Annotated in this window: 26 protein-coding genes; 24 read left to right on the top strand and 2 right to left on the bottom strand. The window is 37.1% G+C overall.

The annotated features are described in order from the left end of the window. Positions 1 to 94: 94 nt before the first annotated feature. The 23 genes from IGM13_RS08700 to IGM13_RS08590 all read left to right on the top strand — a co-directional run bounded on the left by IGM13_RS08700 (position 95) and on the right by IGM13_RS08590 (position 23,521). Positions 95 to 316 carry a hypothetical protein gene (locus IGM13_RS08700; RefSeq protein WP_002383130.1) on the top strand — a complete coding sequence of 74 codons (222 nt, stop codon included), beginning with the start codon at positions 95 to 97 and terminating at the stop codon, positions 314 to 316. Continuing rightward, positions 313 to 1,614 carry a histidine--tRNA ligase gene (gene hisS / locus IGM13_RS08695; protein ID WP_002419687.1) on the top strand — a complete coding sequence of 434 codons (1,302 nt, stop codon included), beginning with the start codon at positions 313 to 315 and terminating at the stop codon, positions 1,612 to 1,614. The genes IGM13_RS08700 and hisS overlap by 4 nt, the downstream gene beginning before the upstream one ends. Positions 1,615 to 1,631: 17 nt before the next feature. Further along, entirely contained in the window at positions 1,632 to 3,401 is a 1,770-nt protein-coding gene (gene aspS / locus IGM13_RS08690; RefSeq protein ID WP_002377079.1) for an aspartate--tRNA ligase, read from the top strand. A gap of 153 nt (positions 3,402 to 3,554) precedes the next feature. Next, positions 3,555 to 4,391, top strand: coding sequence for a bifunctional hydroxymethylpyrimidine kinase/phosphomethylpyrimidine kinase (locus tag IGM13_RS08685; protein ID WP_002419686.1), 837 nt, complete (start codon positions 3,555 to 3,557; stop codon positions 4,389 to 4,391). Further along, positions 4,375 to 4,881 carry an ECF transporter S component gene (locus tag IGM13_RS08680; protein WP_002395212.1) on the top strand — a complete coding sequence of 169 codons (507 nt, stop codon included), beginning with the start codon at positions 4,375 to 4,377 and terminating at the stop codon, positions 4,879 to 4,881. Before IGM13_RS08685 ends, IGM13_RS08680 begins: the two co-directional genes overlap by 17 nt. Further along, entirely contained in the window at positions 4,878 to 5,447 is a 570-nt protein-coding gene (locus IGM13_RS08675; protein ID WP_002419685.1) for a TIGR01440 family protein, read from the top strand. Before IGM13_RS08680 ends, IGM13_RS08675 begins: the two co-directional genes overlap by 4 nt. 142 nt (positions 5,448 to 5,589) lie before the next feature. Continuing rightward, entirely contained in the window at positions 5,590 to 6,468 is an 879-nt protein-coding gene (locus IGM13_RS08670; RefSeq protein WP_002357090.1) for a YitT family protein, read from the top strand. A 420-nt stretch (positions 6,469 to 6,888) separates the two neighbouring features. Next, positions 6,889 to 7,926: a sugar-binding transcriptional regulator gene (locus IGM13_RS08665; protein ID WP_002357092.1), complete on the top strand. Its 1,038-nt coding sequence runs from the start codon at positions 6,889 to 6,891 to the stop codon at positions 7,924 to 7,926. A gap of 39 nt (positions 7,927 to 7,965) precedes the next feature. Continuing rightward, a complete protein-coding gene (gap, locus tag IGM13_RS08660; protein ID WP_002357093.1) occupies positions 7,966 to 8,967 on the top strand; it encodes a type I glyceraldehyde-3-phosphate dehydrogenase in 1,002 nt (333 codons plus the stop codon). A gap of 126 nt (positions 8,968 to 9,093) precedes the next feature. Continuing rightward, complete coding sequence (locus IGM13_RS08655; RefSeq protein ID WP_002357094.1) at positions 9,094 to 10,287, top strand: phosphoglycerate kinase; 1,194 nt, start codon at positions 9,094 to 9,096, stop codon at positions 10,285 to 10,287. 48 nt (positions 10,288 to 10,335) lie between these two features. Continuing rightward, complete coding sequence (tpiA, locus tag IGM13_RS08650; RefSeq protein WP_002362045.1) at positions 10,336 to 11,091, top strand: triose-phosphate isomerase; 756 nt, start codon at positions 10,336 to 10,338, stop codon at positions 11,089 to 11,091. A 131-nt stretch (positions 11,092 to 11,222) separates the two neighbouring features. Further along, entirely contained in the window at positions 11,223 to 12,521 is a 1,299-nt protein-coding gene (gene eno, locus IGM13_RS08645; protein ID WP_002357098.1) for a phosphopyruvate hydratase, read from the top strand. A 352-nt stretch (positions 12,522 to 12,873) separates the two neighbouring features. Next, positions 12,874 to 13,698 carry a toll/interleukin-1 receptor domain-containing protein gene (locus IGM13_RS08640; protein ID WP_002419684.1) on the top strand — a complete coding sequence of 275 codons (825 nt, stop codon included), beginning with the start codon at positions 12,874 to 12,876 and terminating at the stop codon, positions 13,696 to 13,698. 16 nt (positions 13,699 to 13,714) lie between these two features. Further along, positions 13,715 to 15,076: a deoxyguanosinetriphosphate triphosphohydrolase gene (locus tag IGM13_RS08635; RefSeq protein ID WP_002419683.1), complete on the top strand. Its 1,362-nt coding sequence runs from the start codon at positions 13,715 to 13,717 to the stop codon at positions 15,074 to 15,076. Positions 15,077 to 15,287: 211 nt separating this feature from the next. Continuing rightward, the gene (locus tag IGM13_RS08630; protein WP_002357102.1) at positions 15,288 to 15,503 is read left to right on the top strand and encodes a hypothetical protein; all 216 of its coding nucleotides are present in this window, start codon (positions 15,288 to 15,290) and stop codon (positions 15,501 to 15,503) included. Positions 15,504 to 15,646: 143 nt separating this feature from the next. Then, the gene (locus IGM13_RS08625) at positions 15,647 to 18,418 is read left to right on the top strand and encodes a sigma 54-interacting transcriptional regulator (protein ID WP_010816613.1); all 2,772 of its coding nucleotides are present in this window, start codon (positions 15,647 to 15,649) and stop codon (positions 18,416 to 18,418) included. A 71-nt stretch (positions 18,419 to 18,489) separates the two neighbouring features. Then, positions 18,490 to 18,909 (top strand): PTS sugar transporter subunit IIA, encoded by a 420-nt coding sequence (locus IGM13_RS08620; protein WP_002389037.1) that lies wholly within the window; start codon positions 18,490 to 18,492, stop codon positions 18,907 to 18,909. A gap of 11 nt (positions 18,910 to 18,920) precedes the next feature. After that, positions 18,921 to 19,391: a PTS sugar transporter subunit IIB gene (locus tag IGM13_RS08615; protein WP_002369184.1), complete on the top strand. Its 471-nt coding sequence runs from the start codon at positions 18,921 to 18,923 to the stop codon at positions 19,389 to 19,391. 15 nt (positions 19,392 to 19,406) lie between these two features. Further along, a complete protein-coding gene (locus IGM13_RS08610; protein WP_002419681.1) occupies positions 19,407 to 20,198 on the top strand; it encodes a PTS mannose/fructose/sorbose/N-acetylgalactosamine transporter subunit IIC in 792 nt (263 codons plus the stop codon). Next, positions 20,179 to 21,012, top strand: coding sequence for a PTS system mannose/fructose/sorbose family transporter subunit IID (locus IGM13_RS08605; RefSeq protein ID WP_002383120.1), 834 nt, complete (start codon positions 20,179 to 20,181; stop codon positions 21,010 to 21,012). Before IGM13_RS08610 ends, IGM13_RS08605 begins: the two co-directional genes overlap by 20 nt. Before the next feature lie 10 nt (positions 21,013 to 21,022). After that, the gene (locus tag IGM13_RS08600) at positions 21,023 to 22,099 is read left to right on the top strand and encodes an SIS domain-containing protein (protein ID WP_002419679.1); all 1,077 of its coding nucleotides are present in this window, start codon (positions 21,023 to 21,025) and stop codon (positions 22,097 to 22,099) included. Next, positions 22,093 to 23,097, top strand: coding sequence for an SIS domain-containing protein (locus tag IGM13_RS08595; RefSeq protein WP_002369188.1), 1,005 nt, complete (start codon positions 22,093 to 22,095; stop codon positions 23,095 to 23,097). The genes IGM13_RS08600 and IGM13_RS08595 overlap by 7 nt, the downstream gene beginning before the upstream one ends. Before the next feature lie 73 nt (positions 23,098 to 23,170). Continuing rightward, positions 23,171 to 23,521: a DUF2200 domain-containing protein gene (locus IGM13_RS08590; protein WP_002419678.1), complete on the top strand. Its 351-nt coding sequence runs from the start codon at positions 23,171 to 23,173 to the stop codon at positions 23,519 to 23,521. 199 nt (positions 23,522 to 23,720) lie between these two features. Here IGM13_RS08590 and IGM13_RS08585 read toward each other — a convergent pair whose 3' ends face one another. Next, positions 23,721 to 24,080, bottom strand: a complete 360-nt coding sequence (locus IGM13_RS08585; RefSeq protein WP_086269708.1) for an iron chaperone — start codon at positions 24,078 to 24,080, stop codon at positions 23,721 to 23,723. Between the two features lie 150 nt (positions 24,081 to 24,230). Further along, complete coding sequence (locus IGM13_RS08580) at positions 24,231 to 24,380, bottom strand: hypothetical protein (RefSeq protein WP_002357118.1); 150 nt, start codon at positions 24,378 to 24,380, stop codon at positions 24,231 to 24,233. A gap of 208 nt (positions 24,381 to 24,588) precedes the next feature. Between IGM13_RS08580 and IGM13_RS08575 the strand changes: the two genes are divergently transcribed. Next, positions 24,589 to 26,424: an LTA synthase family protein gene (locus IGM13_RS08575; RefSeq protein WP_002419937.1), complete on the top strand. Its 1,836-nt coding sequence runs from the start codon at positions 24,589 to 24,591 to the stop codon at positions 26,422 to 26,424. The last annotated feature ends 26 nt before the right edge of the window (positions 26,425 to 26,450 follow it).

The raw sequence follows: 26,450 nt of genomic DNA, 5'->3' as shown, positions 1-26,450 counted from the left end.
TAGTTTATAGATAATATTAAAAATCTACGAAGGAACGAGTAAGTTTCATCTGTCTGCGAAGAGAGAGTTGCCGTGGCTGAGAGCAACTTCAACAGTGAAAGTGAAAGACATTCTGGAGATGGACGGAAGAAAAGCCGTCCCGTTACGAGCGTTAATCGTTGAGGAAAGAGTAAAATCTTTCAAAACTAGGTGGTACCGTGTAAAAGAGACTTTTACGCCCTTGTATGTTCAACATACAAGGGCTTTTTTCATTTTTAGAAAAAAGAAAATGGCGCACACATTTTTGTGGAATGATAGAAGGAGAGAAAGACAATGAGTTATCAAAAACCAAAAGGAACAAACGATATTTTGCCAGGAACTTCTGAAAAATGGCAATTTGTGGAAGAAACAGCTCGTTTGATTTTTAAAGATTATCAATACCAAGAAATCAGAACCCCGATTTTTGAACATTATGAAGTGATATCTCGCAGTGTTGGCGATACTACAGATATTGTTTCAAAAGAAATGTATGATTTTTATGATAAAGGAGACCGTCACGTGACGCTACGTCCTGAGGGGACAGCGCCAATTGTTCGGGCCTTCGTTGAAAATAAATTATATGGTCCGGAATATACGAAACCATATAAAACCTATTACATGGGGCCAATGTTCCGCTATGAACGCCCACAAGCTGGTCGTTTGCGTCAATTCCATCAAATTGGTGTGGAAGCATTTGGTAGTGAAAACCCAGCATTGGATGTTGAAATTATGGCTATGGCTTTGGACTTCTTCAAACAATTAGGCATCCAACAAATCAAATTAGTTATTAATTCCTTGGGGGATAAAGAAACACGTGCTACGTACCGTCAAGCATTAATCGATTATTTAGAGCCCCATATGGCAGAATTAAGCGAGGATTCACAACGTCGCTTACACGAAAATCCATTGCGGGTGTTAGACAGCAAAGATAAAAAAGACAAGGTGATTGTCGCAGAAGCACCCTCCATTTTAGATTATTTAAATGAACCATCTAAAGCACATTTTGAAGCAGTAACTGATATGTTAGATTTACTAGAAATTCCTTATGAAATTGATAGTAATATGGTTCGCGGACTGGATTATTACACACACACAATTTTTGAGATTATGAGTGAAGCGCCTAAAATGGGTGCGCAATCAACTATTTGTGCAGGAGGCCGATACAATGGTTTAGTTGAAGAATTAGGCGGCCCAGACACACCAGGTTTTGGTTTTGGTATGGGCATTGAGCGAGTGTTGTTAACAATGGAAGCTGAAGAAGTTGTGATTCCAGCGTTATCTGAATTAGACGCATATGTGGTTGGCATTGGTTCAGAAACCAACGTCGCAGCTTTGCAACTTGTTCAAAGCATTCGTAACTTTGGTTTCTCAGCTGATCGTGATTACATGAATCGCAAACCAAAAGCGCAATTTAAAACGGCCGATAAATTACAAGCAAAATTAGTTTTAACAATCGGTGAAAATGAATTGAATGAAGGCATTGTCAACGTAAAATCAATGGCAACACGCGAAGAAAAATCTTTCCCGTTAAGTGCTATTCATGATTCATTTGATGAAGTGTATGACGAAATGATGACAAAAATGATTGAAGAATAAAAAGGAGAGATTGAGAAATGGCAAAACGCACAACCTATTGCGGCAATGTATCTGCCGAATTTATTGAAAAAGAAGTTGTATTAAAAGGATGGGTTCAAAAACGTCGTGACTTAGGAGGCGTTATCTTTATTGATTTACGTGACCGTGAAGGAATCGTCCAAGTGGTCTTTAACCCAGAAAAGTCAAAAGAAGCATGGGAAATTGCTGATAAATGTCGTAGTGAATACGTCATCGAAGTTAAAGGTCAAGTCGTTTATCGTGATAAAGAAGCGATTAATCCAAAAATGAAAACTGGCGAGTTTGAAGTGATGGCGACTGACATTACGATTTTAAATACTGCGAAAACAACGCCATTTACCATTGAAGATGACAATAACGTTAATGACGAATTGCGCATGAAATATCGTTATTTAGATTTGCGTCGTCCATCAATGACAAACAACATTAAATTACGTCACCAAGTAACGAAAACAATCCGTCACTATTTAGATAATCATGACTTTTTAGACATTGAAACTCCTTATTTAGGCAAATCAACACCAGAAGGCGCTCGCGATTATTTGGTTCCTTCTCGTGTCCATGCCGGTCATTTTTATGCTTTACCACAATCACCACAACTCTTTAAACAATTATTAATGGGGGCAGGCTTCGATCGCTATTACCAAATCGTTCGTTGTTTCCGTGATGAAGATTTACGAGGCGACCGTCAGCCAGAATTTACACAAATCGATATCGAAACGACCTTTTTAACACCAGAAGAAATTCAAACATATACAGAAAATATGTTGGCTGAAGTGATGAAAGAGACAAAAGGAATTGAGATTTCTGTTCCGTTTCCACGAATGAGCTATGACGAAGCAATGGCACGCTATGGTAGCGATAAACCCGACACTCGTTTTGCTATGGAATTAATTGATGTTGCAGATGTAGTGAAAGACGTAGACTTCAAAGTTTTCCAAGCAGCGTTGGAAAATGGTGGACATGTGAAAGCTTTGAATGCAAAAGGCGCCGCAGATAAGTATTCTCGTAAAGATATGGATAACTTAGGGAAGTATGTGAGTCAATTTGGCGCAAAAGGCTTAGCTTGGTTAAAAGTTGAAGAAGATGGCTTAAAAGGACCGATTGCTAAATTCTTAACAGAAGTTAGTGATGAATTAATTGCTGCTACCAATGCAGAAGTCGGTGATATTTTAATGTTTGGTGCCGATAAACCTGAAATCGTAGCCGCTGCTTTAGGTGCGGTACGTACACGTTTAGGTAAAGAATTAGGTTTAATTGATGAATCGAAATTCAATTTCTTGTGGATTGTGGATTGGCCGTTGTTTGAATATGATGAAGAAGCTGGTCGCTATGTTTCTGCTCATCATCCATTTACACAACCAAAAGCAGAGGATGTGGACCGCTTAGCAACAGACCCAGCCTCTGTGTATGCTGAAGCTTACGATGTTGTCTTAAACGGCTACGAATTAGGCGGTGGCTCATTACGGATCCATACACGAGAATTACAAGAAAAAATGTTTGAAACGTTAGGTTTTACAAAAGAAGAAGCACAAGACCAATTTGGTTTCTTGCTAGACGCATTAGATTACGGCTTCCCGCCACATGGAGGGATTGCTTTAGGGCTAGACCGCTTAGCAATGCTATTGGCTGGGGAAGAAAATATTCGTGAAGTGATTGCCTTCCCTAAAAACGGGAAAGCAATTGACCCAATGAACAACGCACCAAGTTTAGTTTCTCCATTACAATTGTTTGAATTAAACATTGATGTAACAGCCATTGACGAATAAGTGTTAAATCCAAAGAAAGAGTGACTTCATTGACGGATGAGGTCACTCTTTTTTTGGAAAGGAAAAAGATAACGAAAGACTTAAAAAGTGGCTGAGCTAAAAATCTGCCAATTGGCTGTTTTTTCTTTTTAGAAAACTTTGTATGATAACTGAGTGTATAAAGGAGCGAAACAAATGACAAAAATAATTTTAACAATTGGCGGTTCCGATCCTTTTTCAGGTGGCGGGATTCAAACAGATTTAAAAACGTTTGAAAATCATCAAGTCTTTGGCTTATCAACTTTAACTTGCCTTGCTACAGCCCCCAAGAATCATTTTCAGATTCATGACCTTGAGACTTCTTTGGTGAAAGAGCAACTCGCTTCCATACCTGCCGGGAGTTTAGACGGCATCAAGATTGGCTTGATTCACAGTGAAGAAAGTATGTTACAAATTGCAACCTTTTTGAAAAAGCACGCAGGTCTGCCGGTGGTGTTGGATCCTGTCTTGGCTTTTAAAGAAACGACTTCAGTTTATGAAAAAAGATACATGCAGTTATTGATTGAAAAACTTTTTCCATTCGCAACGATTGTAACGCCTAATTTAAAAGAAGCAGAATTACTCATTGGCAGAAAATTAACAACCGTCGAAGAAGTCCAACAAGCAGCGGAAGAGTTAAACTCTTTAGGAGCGGCAACGGTGGTGATTAAAGGCGGTAATCGTTGGCTTGGCCAAGAAGCATGTGACTTTTTTTATGATGGACAACAACATATTCAATTGATCAAAGAAAAAGTAATGGCCCACACCATTGATGGCGCTGGTTGTTCCTTTGCCTCTGCAATTGGTGCGAATTTAGTTAAAGGATATCCGTTAATTGAAGCAGTTGATTTAGCAAAAACATACGTTCATGAAGCCATTGTTTCTGGGGTCCAGCTAAATGCAGCTTTTGGAAGTGTGTGGCATGAAGGATTACTAGCAGGAGGTGTGGCGGATAATGACAAGAAAAATTAGTCTATATGCAGTAATTACCGCTTTAACAGTGGCTGTGTCAATGGTCTTTATTATCCCCGTCCCAGCAACAAATGGCTTTGTTACATTGGCGGATGCAGGGATTTACATTGCTAGTTTACTTTTTGGTCCGATTGGTGGCTTGACAGTCGGAGCTTTAAGCGGTGGTTTAATTGATTTATTGTCAGGCTATCCACAATGGTTCGTTTTTTCGTTATTGATTCATGGCGGACAAGGGTGGTTAGCAGGTCACTTCTTTAATAAAAGTAAAAAGATGCAAACGCTAGGATTACTTTTAGCCAGTCTCCTCATGATTAGCGGGTATGCTTTAGCGACTAGCTGGCTTTACGGCGTGGGTGCGGGGATTGCCTCTTTACCAGGGAATATCATTCAATCCTTATTTGGGGTGATTGTAGCATTGCCCCTTAGTCAAACATTAAAACGTGTGTTACCAAAAAATGGTCGTTTAGAAGAAAGAAGGATGAACAAATGACTATCGATGAAAAAATGTTAAAAGAACAGTTAGTGACAATTACAGAAGAAGTCATTACAGCAGGTAATTTAAAAAAAGGGGACCTATTCGTTTTGGGTTGTACCACCAGTGAGGTAGTAGGTGGCGTCATTGGTAAAAATTCCAGTGCCGAAGTAGGACAATGGATTGTCTCAACCTTAATTGAACAATTAGACAAAAAAGGCATCTCTTTGGCTGTCCAAGGATGCGAACATATTAATCGTGCTTTAGCGATTGAACGTCGTGTGGCTGAAGAAAAAGGCTTTGAAATTGTCTCTGTAGTACCGCAATTACATGCTGGCGGTTCTTGTTCAGTGGCTGCCTTTGAAAAATTTGATGAACCTGTGGAAGTGGAGCATATTGTTGCTCAAGCAGGGATTGACATTGGTGATACATCTATCGGTATGCATGTAAAACATGTGCAAGTTCCTCTTCGCTTGAGCATTCGAACGTTAGGTGCGGCCCATGTTACAGCATTATATTCTCGTCCTAAATATATTGGTGGACCAAGAGCCCATTATGAAACAACCCAAGAACGAAATCGTTAAGATTTCGTTCTTTTTTCATTTCTATAAACATTTGATGAATCTTCCGTAATTATTATAGGAATCTCTTTTTTTCTCTCGGTAAACCACGTATAATATGAAAAGAAATGTAATTTATTGAAAACCTGAAACGAGGCTATTATTTATGAAAAAAATTTATGACGGACTGCCAGTTCATGACTATACAACAAAATTTTCCGTGTCGATTGTCTATGCTATTCTTGCATCAATTGCCATGAACTTTTTCTATCAACCAGGAAATATTTATTCCAGTGGCTTAACAGGCTTGGCACAAATTTTAACAACCCTCTCAACAAAAATTGTCGGTTTTAATGTGCCTGTCTCCATTACATTGTATCTGTTAAATGTGCCGTTATTCTTTATTGCGTGGAAGAAAATAGGTAAGAAGTTTACAATTTTTACTTTCATTACCGTGACTTTAACTTCATTATTTATGCATATTGTTCCGCAAACGGTGATGACTCAAGATCCAATTATCTGTGCTATTTTTGGTGGGGCGATTTCTGGATCAGGAATTGGTTTTGTTTTAAAAAACGGGGTTTCTTCTGGGGGCTTAGATATTCTAAGCATTACCATTCGGAAAAAAACGGGGCGTTCCGTTGGCTCGATTTCCATTTATTTTAACGCACTAATTGTCTTCGTTGCAGGTTATTTATTTGGCTGGCAGTACATGTTCTACAGTGCGTTATCAATTTTTGTAAGTGGAAAGGTCACAGATGCTGTTTATACTAAGCAAAAGAAAATGCAAGTTATGATTGTCACTAAAAACCCAGATCGAGTCGTGGATGAGATTCAAAAGAAAATGCGCCGCGGTATTACAATTATTCATGAAGCGGAAGGGGCATATCGCCACGACCGCCAAACTGTTTTGCTAACTATTGTGACACGCTTTGAGTTGCCAAGTTTAGAAGCAGCCATGAAAGAAAGCGATCCGAATGCCTTTGTCAGCATCTCAGATAATGTCAAAATTTTAGGACGTTTTTACGAAGAAGATTACAAATAAAAGGATATGAAGCAACGAGAGAATGGCTGTGTCTATTCTTTCGTTGCTTTTTTTGAAAAATAAGTAAAAAAATGCTTTGTGTGAGGACCTGAAATTCCCATTTAAACAAGAAGTTAATTGAAAGACGTTCGTGAATTCCTTTGCTTTTGGTTTAATTAAATCTAATTATTCGGAAATAAGTAGCTATTGTTTCTCGCAAACGAATGCTTTGTTTGGATTTGAAAGAAAACGATGAAAAAAGAATCATTTTTATTGAAAAGACCCAAAAAAACTGGTACACTAAGTGTGTAATTGATAAGTACTTTTAATACTGTTATGAATAAATAGTAGGAAAAACGAACATCAATTCTATTTTTTTAAAGTTCATAGGTCGTTTTCAGTCTTACTTGGACATATTTCGACCCACAAAAGGAGCGCATCATGTTAAAAGAATTTAAAATGATTGAAGCAGTTGCTCCAGATATGCTCGATGTATTACAAGAAAGATTCCAAATTCTTCGCAATATTTATTGGATGCAACCTATTGGACGTAGAAGTTTATCAGAAACGATGGGAATTACAGAGCGAGTCTTGCGTACAGAAACAGATGTTTTAAAGCAGCTCAACCTGATTGAACCTTCAAAAAGCGGGATGACATTAACAGAACGCGGTTTGGAAGTCTACCAAGGCTTAGAATTAGTCATGAATCAATTGCTTGGTATGCACCAAATCGAAAAAGAAATGACACAGTACTTTGGCATTCAACGTTGTATCGTTGTTGCAGGAGATAGTGATATCCAAAAGAAAGTTCTTTCGGACTTTGGAGATGTCTTAACCAATACGCTGAATTTACTCTTACCAAATGGTGAGAATACAATTGCGGTTATGGGTGGGACAACAATGGCCATGGTGGCCGAAAATATGGGATCACTAGAAACTGAAAAACGTCATAATTTGTTTGTTCCAGCCAGAGGAGGGATTGGTGAAGCAGTTTCTGTCCAAGCCAATTCAATTAGTGCTGTAATGGCCAACAAAACGGGTGGTAACTACCGGGCGTTATATGTCCCAGAACAATTGAGTCGTGAAACGTATAATAGCTTATTACAAGAACCCTCGATTCAAGAAGTTCTTACGTTAATTAGTCATGCCAACTGTGTGGTGCACAGTATTGGTCGAGCGTTGCACATGGCGGCACGCCGAAAAATGTCTGATGACGAAATGGTTATGCTCAAACAAAAAAATGCCGTGGCAGAATCGTTTGGTTATTTCTTTGATGAAGAAGGAAAAGTGGTCTATAAAATTCCACGAATTGGCCTTCAATTAAAAAACTTACAAGAAATTCCTTATGTCGTCGCAATTGCGGGCGGCAAAACGAAAGCCAAAGCCATTCGCGCATATATGAAAAATGCACCAAAACAAACGTGGCTCATCACAGATGAAGCTGCCGCAAACGAGATTTTAAAAGGGGTAACCCTTTAAAATAAAAAATTTTTGATTTTCATAAGGAGGAAATCTTTAATGACAGTTAAAGTAGGTATTAATGGATTTGGACGTATCGGACGCTTAGCTTTCCGTCGTATCCAAGATGTAGAAGGAATCGAAGTAGTTGCAATCAACGACTTAACAGATGCTAAAATGTTAGCACACTTGTTAAAATATGACACAACTCAAGGCCGTTTCAACGGTACAGTTGAAGTTCACGAAGGTTCATTCAACGTTAACGGCAAAGAAATCAAAGTTTTAGCTAACCGTAACCCTGAAGAATTACCATGGGGCGAATTAGGCGTAGACATCGTTTTAGAATGTACTGGTTTCTTTACTTCTAAAGAAGCTGCTGAAAAACATTTAACTGCTGGTGCAAAACGTGTAGTTATTTCAGCTCCTGGTGGTAACGATGTACCAACAATCGTTTACAACACAAACCATGAAACATTAACTGGAGAAGAAACTGTAATTTCAGGCGCTTCTTGTACTACAAACTGCTTAGCTCCAATGGCTAAAGCTTTACATGACAACTTTGGTGTTGTTGAAGGTTTAATGACAACTATCCACGCTTACACAGGTGACCAAATGACATTAGACGGACCACATCCTAAAGGCGACTTCCGTCGTGCGCGCGCTGCTGCTGCAAACATCGTACCTAACTCAACTGGTGCTGCTAAAGCAATCGGATTAGTAATCCCAGAATTGAACGGTAAATTAGATGGCGCTGCTCAACGTGTTCCTGTAGCTACTGGTTCATTAACTGAATTAGTTACTGTATTAGACAAAGAAGTTACTGTTGATGAAGTGAATGCAGTAATGGAAAAAGCTGCTAACGAATCTTATGGTTATAACACAGACGAAATCGTTTCTTCTGATATCGTAGGTATGACTTACGGTTCATTATTCGATGCAACTCAAACAAAAGTTATGACAGTTGGCGACAAACAATTAGTTAAAACTGTTGCTTGGTATGACAACGAAATGTCATACACTGCTCAATTAGTTCGTACTTTAGAATACTTCGCTAACTTATAAGATTTATTCTTATCATTAGTGAAATTTGAACAATTGTGAAATAATAAGCGGGGAAGCAACGCGCTTCTCCGCTTTCTTTTTTTAAAAAAGAAAAATCCTAAAATTGACAATACAGGAGGTCTACTCATGGCTAAAAAGACAATTAAAGATGTAGATTTAAAAGACAAAAAAGTCCTTGTCCGTGTTGACTTTAACGTTCCGTTAAAAGATGGCGTGATCACAAACGATAATCGTATCGTAGCGGCTTTACCAACAATCAAATACGTGATTGAAAATGGCGGAAAAGCAATTCTTTTCTCTCATTTAGGTCGTGTAAAAACAGAAGAAGACAAAGCTGGCAAATCATTAAAACCAGTGGCTGAACGTTTAAGCGAATTACTAGGTCAACCAGTTACTTTTGTTCCAGAAACACGTGGTAAAGAATTAGAAGACGCTGTTAACAATATGAAAGACGGCGACGTTTTAGTATTTGAAAACACTCGTTTTGAAGATGTTGACGGCAAAAAAGAAAGCGGCAATGACGCTGAATTGGGTAAATACTGGGCTTCTTTAGGCGATGTATTTGTCAATGATGCTTTTGGTACTGCACACCGTGCACATGCCTCAAACGTTGGAATTGCTTCAACTGGTATCCCAACAGTTGCTGGTTTCTTAATGGAAAAAGAAATTAAATTCATCGGCGAAGCTGTTGAAAATCCAAAACGTCCATTCGTAGCAATCTTGGGTGGCGCAAAAGTTTCTGACAAAATCGCTGTCATTGAAAACCTAATTGAAAAAGCCGACAAAATTTTAATCGGTGGCGGTATGGCTTACACATTCATGAAAGCACAAGGCTATAGTGTTGGTTTATCTTTACTTGAAGAAGATAAAGTGGACTTAGCAAAAAGCTTAATGGAAAAAGCTGGCGACAAATTAGTTTTACCGGTTGATACAGTTGTCTCTAAAGAGTTCAGCAATGACGCTCCTTTCCACACGGTTCCTTCAACTGAAATCCCAGATGATGAAGAAGGCTTGGATATCGGTGAAAAAACAATTGAATTATTCGCTAACGAATTACAAGGTGCGAAAACAGTGGTTTGGAATGGTCCAATGGGCGTATTTGAAATGAGTAACTTTGCCAAAGGAACAATTGGTGTTTGTGAAGCGATTGCTAATTTAGAAGACGCAACAACAATCATCGGTGGCGGGGACTCTGCTGCTGCAGCAATTCAATTAGGCTACGAAAACAAATTCTCTCACATCTCAACAGGTGGCGGAGCAAGTTTAGAATTATTAGAAGGCAAAACTTTACCAGGTTTAGCTTCTATTAACGATAAATAATCAGTTTAAAAGACAATATTTTTAAAAAAAGAAAAGGATGTGCTTTTCATGCGCAAACCAATTATCGCTGGTAACTGGAAAATGAACAAAACTTTAAGCGAAGCACAAAGCTTTGCAGAAGCAGTCAAAAATGCTGTTCCATCAAACGACGTTGTTGACGCTGTGATTGGATCTCCAGCATTATTCTTAGCTCCTTTAGCTTGGAACCTAAAAGATTCTGAAGTGAAATTAGCTGCACAAAACTGCTACTGGGAAAACGCTGGTGCCTTCACTGGTGAAAACTCACCAGCTGCAATTGCAGATTTAGGTGTGAACTATGTGATTATCGGACACTCTGAACGTCGCGAATATTTCCACGAAACAGATGAAGATATCAATAAAAAAGCCAAAGCAATCTTTGCAAATGGTATGACACCAATCTTCTGTTGTGGTGAAACTTTAGAAACGTATGAAGCTGGTAAAACAGCGGAATGGATCGAAGGTCAAATCACTAACGGCTTAGTTGGTTTATCAAACGAACAAGTTGCTTCAATGGTTATCGCTTACGAACCAATCTGGGCAATCGGAACTGGTAAATCTGCAGATGCTAATATTGCAGATGAAATCTGTGGTGTTGTTCGTTCAACAGTTGAAAAATTATACGGCAAAGAAGTTTCTGAAGCTGTTCGTATTCAATACGGTGGTTCTGTTAAACCAGAAAACATCGCTGAATATATGGCAAAAGAAAACGTTGACGGTGCTTTAGTCGGCGGCGCAAGCTTAGAAGCAGATTCATTCTTAGCTTTATTAGATGCTGTAAAATAAGAAATCACTAACGGTAACGTTTTCTCAATGACTTTTGCAAAAAAATGTTTGCATAGTTTGCGAGAATTAACTACAATCATACATGAGGGAATCCCCTTAGTATAAATACAAACTCAAAGGAGAGACAAAACATGTCAATTATTACTGATATTTACGCACGCGAAGTCTTAGACTCACGCGGTAACCCAACAATCGAAGTAGAAGTTTACACTGAAAGCGGAGCTTTCGGCCGTGGAATGGTTCCTTCAGGAGCTTCAACTGGTGAATACGAAGCAGTTGAATTACGTGATGGCGACAAAGCTCGTTACTTAGGTAAAGGTGTTACTAAAGCTGTAGATAACGTAAACAACATCATTGCTGAAGCAATCATCGGTTACGATGTACGCGATCAAATGGCTATCGATAAAGCAATGATCGATTTAGATGGAACTCCTAACAAAGGTAAATTAGGTGCTAACGCTATTCTTGGTGTGTCTATCGCCGTAGCTCGTGCTGCTGCTGATTACCTAGAAGTGCCTTTATATCATTACTTAGGCGGATTCAATACAAAAGTATTACCAACTCCAATGATGAACATCATCAACGGTGGATCACATGCTGACAACAGTATTGACTTCCAAGAATTCATGATCATGCCTGTAGGTGCGCCTACATTCAAAGAAGCTTTACGTATGGGTGCAGAAGTATTCCACGCATTAGCTTCAATCTTAAAAGGTCGCGGCTTAGCTACTTCAGTAGGTGACGAAGGTGGTTTCGCTCCTAACTTAGGTTCAAACGAAGAAGGTTTCGAAGTAATCATCGAAGCTATCGAAAAAGCTGGCTATGTTCCTGGTAAAGACGTTGTTCTTGCTATGGATGCTGCTTCTTCAGAATTCTACGATAAAGAAAAAGGCGTTTACGTTTTAGCTGACTCAGGCGAAGGCGAAAAAACAACTGAAGAAATGATCGCGTTCTACGAAGAATTAGTTTCTAAATACCCAATCATTTCAATCGAAGACGGCTTAGACGAAAACGACTGGGACGGATTCAAAAAATTAACTGAAGTATTAGGCGACAAAGTTCAATTAGTTGGTGACGATTTATTCGTAACAAACACAACTAAATTAGCTGAAGGTATCGAAAAAGGTATCGCTAACTCAATCCTAATCAAAGTTAACCAAATCGGTACTTTAACTGAAACATTTGAAGCAATCGAAATGGCTAAAGAAGCTGGCTACACTGCAGTTGTATCTCACCGTTCTGGTGAAACAGAAGATTCAACAATCTCTGATATCGCTGTTGCAACAAACGCTGGCCAAATCAAAACTGGTTCATTAAGCCGTACTGACCGTATTGCTAAATACAACCAATTATTACGTATTGAAGATCAATTAGGCGATGTAGCTGAATACAAAGGCTTAAAATCTTTCTACAACTTAAAAAACAAATAATTCATTTAATGAATAACGCTTAAAGGGACAATTGGTTAATGAATCAATTCTCCTTATACTCGGACGTAAAAACACGCCTTTCTGCAAAGAAAGGCGTGTTTTTTTATATTTATAAAAATATTGAAAAAAATAGATTGGAAATAATTTCAACCGTACATTGCTCTATAATCACTTTTTTAAAAATAACAAAACATTAACAAAATAACATTATATAAAAAATTAATAAAACAAAATAATTGTTATTTTATAATTTTAGTATTGACTGGTTTCAGATAACGCTGTACGCTTAAAGAAATAGTATAGAATTTCACAAAAAATGAAAACACAAATTTAACTTGGAGGATGTTGAGTAGTGAGCAACGGGAAAAAGATTTTTATTAGTCATAGTTCAAAGGATCAAGAATATGTGGATGCGTTTATCCAATTGTTGAAAAAGTTTGGGTTTCGAACACAGGATATTTTTTATAGTTCCACTATTGAAACAGGTGTACAGCCAGGAGAATTAATTTTTGACACGATTAAAAGGGAGCTAACCAATCAACCTGTCATGCTGTATTTTTTATCTGATCATTATTATCAGAGTATTCCATGTTTAAACGAAATGGGTGCTTCTTGGATGATATCAGATAAACACTATCCAATTGCGTTAAATAATTTTTCTATGAAAGATATGAAAGGTGTTATTAGCAGTGAGCGTTTGGCGATTGCGTTTAATGATAAGACAAGTACTAATGAAATCAACTGCTTATTAAAAAAGTTATCTCATGACACGGATGTACAAGCTGAGCCAGATTTTGAACTAAACGTTGAGAAAAATATTCAGCCATTCCAAAATAAACTGACACAACTGATTCGGCAAGCAAGTTATTTAAAGCCTGATGAAAAGGGATATTTTGAAACGACTCTTAGCACTCATCGTCCTGTGTATGGCACAGCAAAAGGGGTGTATGACTGTTTTAAATTACCTAGCTTAATTGAGCCTAAAAGTTTAGGTTTAGACACGCTATCAGAGGATGAAAGCCATTGGCTATTCTTTTTTCTTACGTGGGGAACTTTTCAAGAAGGCGAAAAAGTGCGGTTTAAATTGAAAAAGGATAAGGCGTATAACAATCGGGAATTTAGTGATATTGGGAAATGTAAAAATATTTACGTCTCTTATTTAGAGAAGGTAGAGTAATTGGAGGAGGTAATAAATGAAAATGAATTGGCGTCAGTTGGTTGGTACATATCGTATTTCTGATAATGGCAAACAATATCAAAATGACTGGTTAAATAAGCAAGTAGATTTAGCCCCAGAACTTCGTAAATCTTTTGATAGTGACTATCGTAGAGTAATTAAAAGTGATGCATTTAGACGTTTACAAGACAAAACACAAGTTTTTCCTTTAGAACGTAATGATTTTGTAAGAACGCGTTTAACGCATAGCTTAGAAGTGGCAATGCATAGCAGGGATATACTTAGATTAGTTATTTCACAGTTGAACGAACGAAACATTGAGGTTATGGAATTATCAGAATGCTATCGGTTGTTAGAAACAGCTGCATTAATCCATGATATTGGCAATCCCCCTTTTGGACATTTTGGGGAAGAAGCCATTCGTATTTGGTTTGAAAAAAATGGTCCTTTGTATGCTTGTTGGTCTGATTTTTCGGAGCAACAACAAAATGATTTTCTTAACTTTGAAGGAAACGCTCAAACCATCCGACTTTTAACAAAACTACATCATGATAATGGGACTTCTAAAGCAGGAATGAAACTAACAGCCACGACATTAGATACAGTTATCAAATATACGGCATCTTCAGATCAATTAAATAAGCAACAGCTTTTGTCTAAAAAAGTTGGCTATTTTTACTCGGAAAAACAAGTCTTTAACGCCATTAAATTTGCGACAGGAACACAAAATAAGCGACACCCATTAGTCTTTTTGTTAGAAGCTTCAGATGATATCGCCTATACTTTTTCAGATATCGAAGATGCCTATAATTATGGTTTATACAGCTATCAAGATTTAAAGCAGTTTGTTGATGCGCAAACAGGAACAAAAAAATTTTTAATGTTAGAAAAAGATAAAACAGAAGAAGCTACCTTACAAGAATTTTTGAGAAAGACACAAAGGGCTGTTTGTCAAAGCGTAGCGAAAAATTTTGCTAATCATTATGACTTAATTATGAGAGGTATCTATCATAATGAAATTATCATTGAAGATTGTGATGAAGTGAAATGCTTTCAGGCATTAAAAAACTTTTCTAGAGCCTATGTTTTTCAAACAAAAACAATTTTGGATCAAGAGGTATTGGGCTTCAATATCATCAATCGTTTACTAGATGAATTTGTTCCAGTCGTACTAAAATACGAAAAAGTTTCCATGAATAAGTATGAGGAGCGAATCTTTAATAATATTTCGGAAAGCGCGAAAGCGTTGTATAGAAGAGAAGCAAAGAACGCTACAGAAGCAGAAAAAGACTATTATCGTTTGAAAATGGCGGTGGACTTTGTATGTAATATGACGGATGGATATGCCAAAAAAGTTTATGATACATTATTCACTTAAAATTTGAGAAAAAGCTTCTCAGCGGTTGCCGCCGCTGAAGAAAACTAGTTCAGTGCACAGGCTGATCGTTTCAGTAAAAATTTTAAAGATGCTAGTAATTTCACTGAAAATCGGGTACACTAAAATTAGCTAGTGTAACTAGCAAAAAAGGCAACTGGAATAGATAGGTTGTGCTGTCTATGAAGGGCTTTGTTTGTCAGGTGGTGCTGACATGCAAAGTGCCTTTTTTCTTTTTCTCAACATTTTAAGGACAAAAAACGATTGCAACATGTCACAATCGCTAACCTCGGAGAAAAAGGAATTTTTCTCCAATGGCCATTTCGATAACCTGTTGTGTGTTTCGAAACATTCAGAACGGTGGTGCGTTCTTTCAGTGCCTAATTATCCAATTCGTTTCTTGTTCCTCTATTTACAGTATACTGAATGAAAGCCTATTCTGCAATGATAGAATCAGGTTCCTGTGATTAAATAACATAAAAAATGGGCTCCTTATATAAAGAAAAATAACAAAAGAAATTTTGAATATTGACGTTTTTTTTAGGTACGTTATGATAAATGAGAGGTGATTTTATGTTAAAAACGCAAATTGTTGATTATTTACGCAATCAAACAGCTTTTTTTGAACCATCTTTAGTCAGTGAAATTTTCACAGCAAGCAATATTGCAACGACATTTTCTATCAAACGAAATACAGCTAGTCACTATTTAAATCAGTTAAACGAAGAAGGAATTCTAGTTAAGATCAATACACGACCAGTTTACTTTTTTCATAAAGAAGCGTTTCAGCAACAAAACTATCTTTTAAAAAGAACTGTTTATCAAAGTTTCCAAGAAATGATCGATGAACAGCCTGTTTTTGATCGCAAAAGTGATTTTTTTCAGTCGGTCATTGGTTATCGCGGTAGTTTAGCCCAGACCATCGAACAATTAAAAATGGCAGCGCTTTATCCAGGCGGTGGATTGCCTGTCTTAATTACAGGTGAAAGTGGTACGGGTAAAAGTTTTTTAGCATCCTTATATTATCAGTTTTGTCTTTCAAAAGAACTACTTGACGATTCAGCACCTTTTGTAACAGTTAATTGTGCGCAATATGCCAACAATCCAGAGCTTTTAACTAGTCAATTATTTGGACATCTTAAAGGCGCTTTTACGGGAGCAGATTCCGATAAAATTGGGGCCTTTCAAAGTGCAGAAGGGGGCGTTTTATTTTTAGATGAAGTTCATCGTTTGAGTCCTGAAGGGCAGGAAAAATTGTTTACATTTTTAGATCAGGGTATTATTTATCGAATGGGTGAAACCAATCGGCCCATTCCTGTTACGTGTCGGTTGTGCTTTGCCACAACTGAAGAAATTTCTAGCACCTTTTTAACGACATTTTTAAGACGAATTCCTATTCAAATTAAAATCCCAAGTCTTGCTGAACGCACTCAAGCGGAAAGAAAACAATTAATTATGCGAGCATTTTATGAGGAACAGCAAGCTATTCAAAAAGCAGTTACTATCACGCCACAAGTTATCCAACTTTTAGAAAACCACCATTATGTAGGCAATGTAGGTGAATTAAGAAATAATATAAAAATTATTACTGCACGCAGCTTTGCCGCCAATCTTGATAAACGTGTTATTCCAATCACTTTGCACGATCTACCGAAAGAATTTCTGGATCAATCAATCAAACTAGCTCCTGATGAAAATGAATTGCCTATTCGTTTAGATGAGCAAACAAATCTGGTTAGTTTGTTAGAGGAAACAGAGCTTGCGCAAAGAAGAATTATCCAGAGTTATGAACGAATCCTTCGTCTTTATGTCTCTCACCATCATCATCTTTCCACTGCTAATAACGACATCTCGAAAGAAATTGAACGCTTATTCGATGATTTATTATTTGAAAAGAAGCGAGAGAAAAATCACGAAATGCTATTGTTTATTACGCAAAATATCCGTCAATTATTGGAAACGATTGAATCGTCTTATCAAATTCGGTTTAATGGCAGTTTAGTCTATGCATTAAGCACCTATCTGTTTCAACGAAGATGTATTGATTGGTTTCCAGAAAAAGAACCTACAACAGTCATTGACGAACTTTTAACAGAAGTTCAAACCAAATTAGCAACTAGTTATGGCTACGCTGAACAACTGTTAACTTTAGTGAAACGTTCATTAGATATTGAACTATCCCAGATGGATCGAATTATTGTCACCATTTATCTTCACTATTCGGGTTCAGTAAAGGAAAGTCACTATCCGAAAGCGGTGATTGTTGCCCACGGATATGCCACAGCAAGTAGTATTGCGAATGTTGCAAATCGGCTGTTAGATGTGCCAATTTTTCAATCGTTTGACATGCCGTTAGATGTTACTCCCAAAAAAATTTCCGAACACTTAATTCACTATATGGAACGTCAAGAAACGAGGAATGGTTTAGTAATTCTTTTTGATATGGGTTCATTGAAAGAAATTTATCAGTATTTTCCGGCAGAAGAAGAAGGTCCTTTTTTATTAATGAATAATGTGACAACAAGCTTGGCTCTGTCTATAGGAGAAGCCATTAAAGACGAAGTTTCTTTTGAAGAATTGCCCCAAAAAGCGTTAACGGTTCATCCAAATGAATGGGAAATCATATTACCTGAAAATAAAACGGAACGTGTCATTTTAACAACGTGTAGTACCGGAATTGGCACAGCCGTTAAAATTAGAGATTTACTTGGAAAAAGTTTACCTGCGGAAGCACAATTAAAGATTATTCCTTGTGAATATAATCAATTACGTAATGCAGAGTCGATCAAAGAAAGTTTTCCAGAATATGAGATTGTCGGCATCATCGGTACAAACAACCCGTCTTCAAATGACCTCCCGTATATCTCTTTAGAAGAGTTGATTGCAGGAAAAGGAATTACGACCCTTTTAGAATGGACAAAGAGAGAATTAACTAAAGATATGCTGTCCTATGTAAATCATGAGTTGATTCGTAACTTTTCATTAGATCGGGTCATTCAATCAGTGACGATTTTAGATACAGAAAAAATTATTCGACAAGTAGAAGTCTTTTTAATTCAATTAGAAGAGCGGTGGCAACAAACAATTCAAAATGATCGTAAATTAGCGGTATATGTCCATGTCAGTTGTTTAATTGAACGATTAATCCGGAATGAACCTATTGAAAATTATAATGGCGCTGAACAACTAAAGCAGTGTCAAAGAACGGTCTTGCAAGAGTTAAAAGAGGCGTTTAGTGTCATTGAAAAAGTTTATAGTGTCAATATACCTGAATCGGAGCTTTTTTATGTCTATGATGTGTTGTTTGGAAAAACGGAGTTTAACAACGCAGAAAGCGATTTTTAAAATAAAAAGGAGGGAGTGCCACTTTTTTGGCACTCTTTTTGCTATATAAAGAAGTAAGTGAGGTGAAGAAAATGGAACGTAAAATTATTCTGGCAACACATGGTAATTTCGCTGCAGGGATTCAGACATCATTAGCTTTAATTTGTGGTGAAACAAAGAATGTGGAATGTCTTTGCGCTTATATGGAACAACCTTATGATTTAGCTAAGACAGTCAAAGACATTTTAAAGAACAATCAACAAAATGAATTAATTGTGATTACAGACCTATTTGGCGGAAGCGTGAATAACGAATTCTTTAATTATGTGGGGAAACAAGCAATGCATTTAATTTCAGGATTAAATTTAGCAACGTTAATTGAAATATATACCCAAATAAATACTGTTGATTCATTAGTTGATTTAGTAAAACGTGCCGTTGAAAACGGACAAGAAAGTCTTTGTTATTGTAACGAGTTATCTAGTAAAGAAATTTTAGAAGAAGAATTTTAGGAGGAAATGAAATGATTAAATTGTTAAGAGTCGATCATCGCTTGTTACATGGTCAAGTGGCTTTTTCATGGACCCAAGGCTTAGGCGCCGATTGTATTTTAATCGCAAATGATGACGTACCTAAAAATGATATTCGAAAAACAACCATTAAGCTAGCTAAGCCAGCAGGAGTAAAACTGGTCATTAAAACGATTGAAGATGCGATTGCCGCACTAAAAAGTGGTGTTACAGAAAAATACAAACTTTTTATTGTAGTTGAGAGTGTGGAAGATGCTTATCGATTGGCTACTGCTTATCCAGAAATAAAAGAAATTAACTTAGGAGGGATGAAAGTAAGGGAAAATACTCGAAACATTTCTAAAGCAATTAATATTACGCCGGATGAAGAAAAAATGGTTAAAGAATTGGTCGCAAATGGTTGTGAAGTTGAAATTCGACAAGTCCCAAATGACAAAAAAGTAGCAGTATTAAATGTCTTGTAGAAAGGAGAAATACAAATGATAGGACAAGCGATTCTTTTAGGTTGCATCGCTTTTATTGCGCAGTCGGAATATGCTTTAGGAACCTCGTTGCTTTCAAGACCAATTGTAACCGGTTTATTTGTCGGAATTGTATTAGGTGATGTCAAAACGGGCGTAATCATGGGCGCGACCTTAGAGTTAGCTTTCATCGGTTCTTTTTCAGTGGGCGCATCAATCCCACCTGATGTAGTGACTGGTGGGATTCTTGGTACAGCGTTTGCTATTACTGCTGGCGCAGGAACAGAAACAGCCTTAGTCTTAGGCTTGCCAATCGCAACGTTAACGTTGATTCTTAAAAATATTTATTTGGGTTTGCTCATCCCAATCATGAGTCAAAAAGCTGATCAGTATGCTGAAGAAGGAGCATATAAAGGGGTGGAGCGCATGCATTTACTCGCAGGCTTTGGCTTATCGTTCATGCTAGCGCTCATTGTAACTATTTCATTTGCCGTGGGCAGCAACACCATTAAAGGCTTACTTGATCTGATCCCTGAATTTATTCAACATGGGTTGTCTGTTGCAACGGGGATTATTCCAGCGCTAGGATTTGCGATGCTTGCACGCTTACTGATTAACAAACAAGTGGCGCCATATTTCTTTTTAGGTTTTGTCTTAATGGCCTACTTTAAGTTACCTGTAACAGGAGTAGCAATTTTGGGTGCCATTACAGCAGTAATTGTTGTGAATATCATGAATTATGCCAAAGGAAAGAATGAAACAATACAAACAACAAGTGGGGAGGCAATTGATGATGACGAAGACTTCTAAAACTAAGACAGAAAACTTAATTACAAAAAAAGAACTTAATCAAGTCTTTTGGCGTTCATTTCAAATGGAATTTTCATGGAATTATGAACGTCAGATGAATATGGCTTATGTCTATGCCATGATCCCTATTTTAAAGAAATTATATCCTCAAAAAGAAGAGATGGCGGCAGCTTTAAAACGGCATCTTGCTTTCTTTAATACTACGCCGCATATCGTGACGTTTATTTTAGGAATTAATGCTGCAATGGAAGAAGAAAATGTTCTGGATGAAAATTTTGAAGTTGGAACAATCGATAGTATTAAAACCTCGTTAATGGGACCTTTAGCTGGTTTAGGTGATTCCTTTTTCTGGGGAACCTTACGCTTGATTGCAACAGGTGTTGGAACTTCGTTAGCTTTACAAGGGAATGTGTTAGGGCCAATTCTATTTTTACTCATTTTTAACGTCCCCCATGTGATTGTTCGTTATTTACTGAATCGTTGGGGCTATAAATTAGGAACTGGTTTTCTCAAAAAGATTCAAGCAAATGGCATGATGGAAAGTCTCACATTAGGCGCTTCAATAATTGGCTTGATGGTAGTAGGTGCTATGACCGCCTCCATGATTGATTTAACTATCCCGATTACAATCAGCGGAAGTGGGAAAAATGCAGTCACGGTTCAAAATATCTTTGACGATATCATGCCTAAATTATTACCGCTTGCATCTTTTGGTTTTGTTTTTTATTTATTGAAAAAAGAAGTAAAACCTTTAGCGATTTTAGGTGGCATGGCAATTGTCGGAATTCTTGGCTCATTAATTGGTCTATTTTAGGAGGCAAAATATGAAAACGATGCTGGATTATATAAATGAGGAGCAAGCAGCTCTAACTCAGATTCTTAACCAATTTCAATTAAATGATACAGACGTTTCAAAGGTCACGCACTGTCTAATTTTAGCAACTGGCTCGTCACATAACGCTTGTCAGGCGGCTAAAGTTTACCTTGAAGAAGTGGCGCCTATTTATGTGGAAATCCAAGAGCCGTTCAATTTTGCTCATTATGGCAAAGTGGATGATCGGTTTGATCTGGTCGTAGCGGTTTCGCAAAGTGGTAAAAGTGCTTCAACAATTGATGCCATTGCAAAAATTAAAAACCAAACGTCTGTAAAAACGGTGGCCTTGACAAGTGATGTCACCAGCCCGATTACGGAGGTTGTGGATGAAGTCCTGGATTTAAAAATGGGGCTTGAAACAGTTGGTTTTGTCACAAAAGGCTATACGGCAACACTTTTAAATTTATTTCTATTTGGTTTGAAACTGGGCTATCAAAAGCATCAATTAACAAAAGTAGAGGTTGAAGAAGAATTAGCAAAACTTGCCAAAGCAATTCAGGAAATCGATTCGGTGATTTATAAAACCGAACAATTTTGGCAAAAAACGAAAAAAGAATTAACAGAGGGGACACGATTTATCGCAATTGGTTATGGGCCTAATATCGGTACGGCAAAAGAGTTTGAGACGAAGTTTACAGAAACAGTTCGCTTACCTTCCCAAGGATTTGAAGTCGAAGCCTATATGCATGGGCCTTATCTTGAAGCGGATACTACACATCTTTTGTTTTTTATTGAAAATCAAAGTCCTATTCAAGCACGTAGCCAAGCCTTGAAAAACTATCTAGCCAGTTATGTTGGCCAATGTTACACAATTACAACGCGTTCAACGAGAGCATCAAATACGTTAGAGTTAGCAAGTGATGTCGAAGAAAAAATTAGTCCTTTATTATTAGTTATTCCATTTCAATATTTGGCGTATCAAGTAGCTACAAGTAAAGGAATTGATTTATCTCAACGGATTTTTGATGATTTTGATTGTGTCCTAAAAAGTAAAATAGCAAAGAAAGAGGGAAATCAGCCATGTTAAAATTTAATGAAGAACAACAAATCAAAGACATACGAGGTGCCTTAGCCTTGCGTTCAGATGTTGAAAAAGTTGTTGATCAAGTTTGGACGAAAGGATTTGATGCGGTCTATTATTTAGGAATCGGCGGTACTTATGCTTCAGCCATGCAAGCAGTTACTTATGCGAATGGAAAAAGTAATTTACCAATCTATGTTCAACATGCTGCTGAGTATTACACAACAGGCAATAAACGTTTAACAGAAAAATCATTCGTCATCTTGTCTTCCGTTACTGGGACAACACAAGAAGTGGTGCAAGCCGTTCAAGAAATCAAAAAGGTCGGCGCAACGCTATTTGGTTTTATTGATGCAAAAGATAGTCTTTTAGCAGATTTATGTGATTATGTGGTGACTTATCCAGCCCCAGGAACTGAGCAAATCAAGTTCTTTATGGTAGCTGATCGTTTAATGCAAAAAAATAACGAATTTACAGATTACGAAAATTATTACCAAGAATTGGAAGAATATTTGCCTACAGGTTTAGCTGAAGCCGAAAAAAGTGCCGATGCGTTTGGCTTAGCTTTTGCGGAAAAACATCGTCATGATAGCATTCACTATTTTATTGGCGCAGGAAACCAATGGGGAGCGGTCTATTCTTATGCAATGTGCTATTGGGAAGAGCAAAGTTGGCTTCGTTCAAAATCAATTCATGCAGCAGAGTTCTTACATGGAACGCTAGAAATTGTAGATGAAACTACGCCAGTAACGTTGTTTATTGGAGAAGACGAGCAGCGACCATTGGCAGAACGAGTAGCAAAATTATTGCCGAAAATCTGTGCCAATTATACAATTATTGATTCGAAAGCGTATGAACTTCCAGGAATTAGTGAAAAATATCGTGGTCGAGTTGTTTCATTTCTCCTAATGCATGCGGTAACGCAACGAATTGATGCGCATGTAGAAAAATTAAATTGTCACCCATTAGAGATTCGTCGTTATTATCGTCAATTTGATTACTAAGACAAAATAGCCTCTTTTTCCAGTAAGCCTGTGGTAGACTGAAGAGAGAATACTTCAGAAAGTAGGAAAACCAATGACAAAACCGAAAATCTATACAATGACCTTTGCCAGTGTTTACCCGCTATACATCCAAAAAGTAGAACGTAAAAATCGAACGCAAGCGGAGGTTGACGAAATTATTTACTGGTTAACTGGTTATGATGAAAAAGGCTTGCAGCAACAATTGGCTCAAAAAGTAACGATGGAAACATTTTTTGAAGAAGCACCCAATTTTAATGAAAACGCCCAATTGATCAAAGGCGTAATTTGTGGCTATCGCGTGGAAGAAATTGAAGATCCTTTAATGCAAAAAATCCGTTACCTAGATAAATTAATCGACGAATTGGCCAAGGGAAAAGCGATGGAAAAAATTTTAAGAACATGAAGAGATCGGGACAGAAGTGTTTAACTCCGAGAACCAAGTAGGTACTGTTTAACATCTATTTGCTTTGCAAATAGTGTTTCTCAGCAATAAGAAGGAATTTCCGAAAGATGCTTTTCGTCTTTCGAGGAATTTCGGCTTATTTCCGAAGGAGTTGCTTCTGTTCCCGCCGTTTATCAGTTTTTGAGCGTGGGACAAAAATTCAAAGTGATTTTTGTCCCACGCTCTTCATGTTTTCTTGTACACGGAATTTAACTATTTCCTGTATTAACGAAAGAGGTAACTCTTGCGTGTAGGGAAATTGAATGGCACCTTTCGAGGTTTTAAAAGGGCGTAATTCTTTGCTGAAACGTTGGATGGCTGATGGCGTAGGATAGAAACCTAAATGTTGCTTGGCCGCCGCAAAATGCACTAAATCGCCATTTAAGTAAAAGGTCGGCATTCCATAAGCGATTTTTTCAGTAGTCTCCTGAGGAACAACCGCTAAAATTGCTTGGTAGATTTCTGTTAACTGTGTTTGATGTTGGGATTGCTGGCGTATATAGTTTGCAATGATGGTCATCTAAAAACACCTCCGTTTGTTTCAGTATACTATGTAAAAAATAAAAGGCGAAGAGGATACAAAAAAACCGTCTAGTATTTTTTCTTTACTAAACGGCTTTTAGCTTAAATAACTACCTAAAGGGTCTTGCATGGAAATGTTTGTCACTCCTTAGTTTAATTGTTTTAAGTGTGCAATTGCTTCTTCAATTGTGTGACCAGTTGCTGTTTTACTTTCATTTTTTGCATCAAAAACAATGAAAATATTTTTGTCTGTGTCTAATTGAATACGGTATTGAATGTTTTTTACTTTGTAAGTCATAGTTATTCTCCTTTCATAAAGTACTCTAAAAAGGCGACGATAACTGATAACGAAATTCCATTGTTACTATACCACTGGAAAATTATTTTTGCAACAAATAACATTTTTTCTTTACTATTCCTTAGACTTCTTTGTTAGCTACTTCTTTACATTCTTTTTCAAGAAGCATAAAATAAATACATTACTAGTTTTTGAATAGGAGATCGATGTGAAAAAGAGAGTTGAGAAAATTAAACGATGGCCCTACCGCTATCTTCTGTATGGAATCGGGTTCATCATATTAATTATTTTTAGTAATTTATATCTGCAATGGTGTCAGAATAACTTGTCTGTTGATTTAGCCTTCAAGTTTGCTTTTTCGTGGCATACGGAAAAGTTTTTCTTAGGTTGTTTTGTGCTAAGTGTTTTTTTACTTTTTTTATGTAGTTTGGCAGGTTCATTAGGAGTTGGCGCTCTTTTATATAGTGTCATAATAGGTGTTTTAGGATTTGCGGACTATCAAAAGATGTTTTATCGTGTCGAACCTATTTACCCAGACGACTTAAAAATGATTACAGAAGTTAGTTTATTAAAAGAAATGGTTGGTTTATGGCCGTTTATTTTTGTGGTAGCGTTATGTTGTGTAGCACTTTTTTTCTTAGGAAAAGCCTTTTATAAAAGTTTCTTTTTATCGAAGAAAACACAAACGATTCGTGTGTTAAGTCTTGTTCTTTCGATTGGTCTATTTTCATATATTGGTGATTTTAACAATCCGCAAAATTTGTTACGTAAAGCCTATAATAAAACCGCGTTATGGATCCCTTACAGCCAAAAAATGAATTACTACAATACAGGATTTATTGGTGGTTTTCTATATAATTTAAAAGTAGAGGCTATGGACCAACCAAAGGGTTATTCAAAAGAAGCTATTTCAGAAATTACTCAGAAATATCAAAAGTTGGCCGAGGCGAAAACAGTGCCGAGTAATGAGCAACCCAATATTGTGTTTGTCATGAGTGAAAGTTTTTCAAATCCAGATCATCTGAAAGGCTTGTCCATTATTGGTAATCCTTTAGCTGATTATCAGCAAATCGCTGATAAAACTTACAGTGGCCAGATGCTTTCACAAAACTACGGGGGCGGGACTGCGAATATTGAATTTGAAGCCCTAACAAGTTTTTCGATGGAATTAATGAATGCCCAAATGACTACACCTTATACGATGATGATTCCTAAGATGACGGAATTGCCTTCCATTGTTTCATTACTTAAGGAACAAAAGTACCAAACAACGGCTATTCATCCGTACAATACATCTATGTATAAACGAAAAGATGTGTATAAAATTTTAGGTTTTGATCAATTTATCAATGAAAAAACAATGAACTATACAGATAAACTAGAAAATAATCCTTACATTTCAGATCAAGCAGCATATCAGGAAGTGACGACACTGCTTAAAGAAAAAGAGCAACCGCAATTCATTCATTTAGTTACTATGCAAACACATATGCCCTATGAAAATAAATACACAACCTCCAATTATTTTTCTCAAGGAAACGGCAATCAAGTCGCGCTCAATAATTATTTGCAAGATATTGCCTACAGTAGCGAAGCTTTGAAAAATTTCCTACAAGAAATCGAAAAAATGCCCAAACGCACATTAGTCGTTTTTTGGGGAGATCACTTACCAAGTATTTATGATGAAAACATTCAAGCGTTGAATGAAGGGGCAGCCCTTCACCAGACAGAATTTCTAATGTATGATACGGCGGACCAGTTAACAGAAAAAAATCAGCATCAAGCAACCATTAGTCCATTTTATTTTGCTCCCTCACTTTTCCAACAAAGTGGCTTACCGCAATCGGGATTTTACGCTATGCTAAATGAGGTACAAGAACAATTGCCTGCTTTTGAAAAGGGGAATTACTATCTCGGTGGGGAATGGAAAAAAACAGTAGAAATGAATAAAAAGCAAGAACAACTATATGAGGAATACCGACTGATTCAATATGACATTGTTTCAGGGAAGCAATATAGTTTAGAAAATCAATTTTTTAGCTAAAAAAAAACACACGAAACATTCGTGTG

This window comes from Enterococcus sp. DIV0561 (assembly GCF_050539875.1).
Lineage (GTDB): Bacteria > Bacillota > Bacilli > Lactobacillales > Enterococcaceae > Enterococcus > Enterococcus faecalis.
Note: the sequence above shows the minus strand (reverse complement) of the source record. Positions and strands in the feature narration are given on the sequence as shown.